General features: G+C 48.7%; 4 protein-coding genes. All 4 read right to left on the minus strand.

Features of this window, described 5'->3' with window-relative positions; all coding sequences use genetic code 11:
* Window positions 1-3 precede the first annotated feature (3 nt).
* A complete protein-coding gene (locus C4S39_RS14815) occupies window positions 4-684 on the minus strand; it encodes a NapC/NirT family cytochrome c (RefSeq protein ID WP_103967700.1) in 681 nt (226 codons plus the stop codon).
* Window positions 684-1406: a cytochrome c-550 CycA gene (cycA, locus tag C4S39_RS14820; RefSeq protein WP_103967701.1), complete on the minus strand. Its 723-nt coding sequence runs from the start codon at window positions 1404-1406 to the stop codon at window positions 684-686. Before cycA ends, C4S39_RS14815 begins: the two co-directional genes overlap by 1 nt.
* A gap of 125 nt (window positions 1407-1531) precedes the next feature.
* A complete protein-coding gene (gene haoB / locus C4S39_RS14825) occupies window positions 1532-2563 on the minus strand; it encodes a hydroxylamine oxidation protein HaoB (protein WP_258039472.1) in 1032 nt (343 codons plus the stop codon).
* Window positions 2560-4272 (minus strand): multiheme c-type cytochrome, encoded by a 1713-nt coding sequence (locus C4S39_RS14830; RefSeq protein WP_103967702.1) that lies wholly within the window; start codon window positions 4270-4272, stop codon window positions 2560-2562. The genes haoB and C4S39_RS14830 overlap by 4 nt, the downstream gene beginning before the upstream one ends.
* Window positions 4273-4433 lie beyond the last annotated feature (161 nt).

Raw genomic sequence — 4433 nt, forward strand, 5'->3', positions numbered from 1 at the left:
GAATTATTCCTCATCATCTTCATCTTCATCTTCATCTTCGCTATCAGCCTCATCACTGGCACTGTCCTCTTCTTCGTCTTCGTCTTCGTCTTCGTCCTCATCATCTTCATCCTCGTCCGGCTTCAACACCATCTTGCCCGCAGCCAAACTCGCATTCAGATCCGTCATCGGCACTTCCTCATGCACCAGATTCTGATGACAGTCTATACACGTCGCCCCCTCCGTCTTCATCTTCTTATGCGCTTCCTGGGCATCCGCTCCAGGCGGATTCGGATCTCTATGACAGTCACGACAGGTAACGCTGTCCCATTTCTTCAAATTCATCCGCGCATCGTGCGCCATAATCAGACGGCGCTCATTAAACTTCTCCAGCGTCGAATAATCATTAACCAGTTCCAAATAAAGCTCGCGCGCACCATCTACCGCATGCGTATACAACGCTAAATGAAAATTCTTGAATCCTTGCGGTATATGACAATCCTTACAGCCAGGATTGACTCCTAATGCCCCATAATGAGTCGAGTCCTTAAGTTCCGTCTGCGTATAAGTCATCGAGTGGCAACTGGTACAGAATTCTTCGGTAGATAGCGCCGCTTCTCCTCCAAATACCACCGCTACCAGCAATATCCCCAATAACCCGCCTGTCAGTAGCGTCCCTATCGCTCCTTTCTGTAAGCCGCTCATCAGTCTTTTCCTTTTTTATCTTTTTTGTCCGCCACTTTCTCTTTTGCATTCGCTTGGAATTCATCATGAAACTTGAACTTGGGTTCCCCTACGAATGTACCATCAAGCTTGTAATGCTCATGCATCGCTTTGACATCCTTAACCATCTTGTCAAAATCAAATGTGTATTTCGCGTCAACTTCCGGAGTAAATGGTGTATAGGGAGCTTTCGCACCTTTCCATGGCGAGCCTTCGTAGTTTAAATGACAAGCGCTGCATGCTTCTTCAAAATGAAAGTCCTGTCCTTTGTCTGCCAGAACTTTACGTTGCATGGTGGTTCCTTTGCTCTCAAAAGCCTGTCCTCCCTTACGGTGATCTCCTCGGTAGCTCTTCCCAGGTCCATGACAGGATTCACAACCAACTGCCGCCAGCTGCTTCTTCGGCGCCTCTACCGTATAGCCACCTTTCTTGCCCCATCCATCAACGTGACATCCTACACAGTCCTTGTCTTGCGTGTAGTCTTTGTCCGGATCCAGCTTCGCTTTTATCTTGGCCTCTTTGCGTGTGCCCGGCTTCAACGATTCCATCGCCTTGCCATGTGCCGTGTCATTCCATGATTTAGCTTGTGATTTGTGGCACGAACTGCATTTCGTGCGGCCTTCAAAGTCCGCCGCCAGTACTGTGCCCGAGAAAAATGCTGTCATCGCCAGTATAGCCAATATATGGGTTATCAGGTGTTTCATCTCTCCTCCTTTATACTTTTTTTAATTCAAATTCGATGGGTTCGTATTGTACGCTATCATCGTTTCGTGTAAATGATTATGTGCCTGCCTTGAGCGGTTTTACGTTGCTCGAGGTCGTTTTTATTTTAAGGTAACCTATATACCCAATAGCCTCCTTGCTGGTAGATCAGTTGCGCCAGATCCAGTTCCGTCGGCGCGGTCTTATCTACAAATGGGAGCATCCTTGCCAACAACGTCTGACTGCTTTCTTCATCACTCAGAAAAAATACTCTGATCTCATTGTCTGAAACCGATTGCAGTGTGTAGGTGTCAAAATTATTTTCCTTAACTTGTACTTTCATTTGATTGATCATGCCATGCATGTTCCCCGTCATCGGAAAGTTCTGATAGGCAACACCTATACTTTCCGGGTACATGAGCCCTAGTTTATAGATATCGGTCACGTGTACAATCAGATAGGTTTCACGATCAGAACCAATCAGCTGCCGCAGTTGTTTAATACCGTCTTCCGCTGGTGCCGCCAGTGCCCGGCTGAAGTGCTTAAATCGATCCATTTCCGCTGCGTCCGCATTGCTTTGCCAGAATTGCTTTTCATAGGCCTGGATCTCTTTGCTGTGCTCCAGCCAAGGGGCCGGTATCATGAGGGGTTCGTTCAGGTGATGGGTAAAAAACGTGTCGTGCCCTGTAAGCAGTTTGATTTGCCGGGAGGTATCCCACCAGGATAGTATCAGTGCGTCTTTCGGGGCATGCTTGCTGATCGCTTCAGCCAGAATAGTAAGCTCCGATGGCTTTCTGTCAAAATTGTAAAGCACTTCATTGGTGCTATTCTTCCAATAGATCAGTACCGGCGCTCCATCATTCTGCCTTGCAACAATGAATTCAGCAATTGGCTTGCCCACTCCGTCGGCTTGTACTTTGTATTGACCAAGCTTTAAATCCGGCCAACCTGTCAGATCTATTTTACTAAACTTGCTGCTGTCGCCTTCTTCTACCAATTGATATTGGTAGGGTGCCGGTATCGGCTTAAACCAAAGATACACAAACCAGCCCAACAAAAGCAATCCTCCCGTCACCAGAAAAATTCCTAATGACGGGAGTAGTCTGTCTCCTGACCGCACCACCCGGGTGGTGCGGTCTGTCGTGTCAGCGCCTATCAAGCTTCACTTTGCTTACGTTTGCGCCAGCCCGCCAGTGCCAGTGTTCCGGCCAGCAGCATGCCGCCACCTAAACCGCCCAGTGAGATCTTCTCAGCTGTGCCGTCCAGGTCAAGTAAACTGGTGCGTTTCGATTCAAGATTCTTCACCCGTTCTTGCAGTGCAATCATCTCGCGGATACGAGTATTTTCGTCTTGAATTTCAACATATGCGCGGTTGATCGGACCCCAGCCTTCTGTATAGGTCCAGCCACCCGGATTTACGTGCGCCAACCCTACATGCATCTTGGCCAGGTCATTTTCGTGCATTTCCAGCACCTTGAGCTCAATCGCCGCTGGGCTGTTGCCTTTCGACCAGAACAGCTGCGCAAAGTACGCATAGCCTTCTTTTTCCGGCGCTGGTGGGGCAGGACGGTTAGTTTTTTGACCTGTCAACAAACCTTCCTTATACAGAGTATGCACAATGTCATTAGCTTCCTGATACTTGGCCAGTCCTTCCAGCGTGCCTTTGTCCATCAATTCCAGATATGAACGAGCAAAACGCTCCGAGTGACATTGAGTGCATGTAACCACCCATGAGTCTAAACGCGCTTCCGACCATTCGCTATTAATGTTTTCCGCTACGCCCGGCACAAATGGATAGTTCGCCCAGCGAACCTTCCTTACCATGTTATGGCTGTATTCGCCTTCGTATTCCATGTGACAACCCGCGCAGGTCGGTGCATTCTGACCGCCTACTTCATAAGCGTCTTTCAGCTGTACTTCCCAGTTCCATTTGTCTCCGAGCATCGATACCATCTTGCCGTGCTTGGACATGGAGTAAGCTTCCCAGTTGTTGTGATCAACACCGCTATGACAGGTTGCACAAGCTTCCGGCTTACGCGATTCCGCAGCTGAAAATTCATGGCGCGTATGGCATGAGTCGCATTTGTTCTGATTGGTATGGCACATCGAGCAGCCTTCAGCTACTTCGCGTTGCGGCATCGCCGCCCAAACAGTGGTTTCTACGTTGGCTTTATAGTCCAGCGCGTGTGATGGACGTCCATCAGGCCATTGCCCGTGTGGCCAAATCATCGTGTCGCGTTCCGATTCCCGTTCCACAAATTCCTGCAAGTGGCATTTACCGCATACATCCGCTGTCGGCATAATGATGTCTTTGGTGTGATCCGCCTTCTGCTTCGCATTAACATCCACGTGACAGTCAATACAGCCTACTTCCTTCAGGCTCTCGCCTTCCGCCAATTTACCCAATGAGCGCAAATTCTTCTCTACGTCTTCAAGCTTGCCTTTCTTATAAAACGTAGGATCATTCGGCTTAAGGTTACGAATCTTGTCTAAATTCGCATGACTACTGCGCTTCCACGCCTGCACCCATACCGGTGATTCATCTGTGTGGCATTCCACGCATTCCTTCCGGCTCGCTATCTCTTTATTCGAGGTCGGCGATTTGTAAAATGTCGCAGGATCCAAATATATTCCATACGGAATCGGTTCCCAATATTGCGCCATCGTTCCAGGTCCCGCTCCTTGCTCAGGATCCTTATAACGCTTAACCACCGCTTCGTATACTTCCTTCGGCGTCGCCTTCTCACGATCCAGCTTCAATGCTTCATACAATTCGTCCGGTACGCTCAGTATGTTCGCATGCACCGTTCCTATCAGCATAGCTCCTAGCAGCCCCGCTATTACTCCAGCCCATCGCTTGGCTTTCATCTCTCTCTCCTTTGATTTTCCATAGTCTTCTTTCCCTTCCTTTTATCTTCCAGGTCTCTCAAAAAACCCTCTCCTTTCCTTCGTAAAATCCTACTCTAACTATCCAATCCCAACCAGATAGCAACCTCCCTTAGACTACTTAGTCAACCTTGTACTGTCAA

Source organism: Nitrosomonas ureae, from assembly GCF_900108305.1.
Taxonomy (GTDB): domain Bacteria; phylum Pseudomonadota; class Gammaproteobacteria; order Burkholderiales; family Nitrosomonadaceae; genus Nitrosomonas; species Nitrosomonas ureae_B.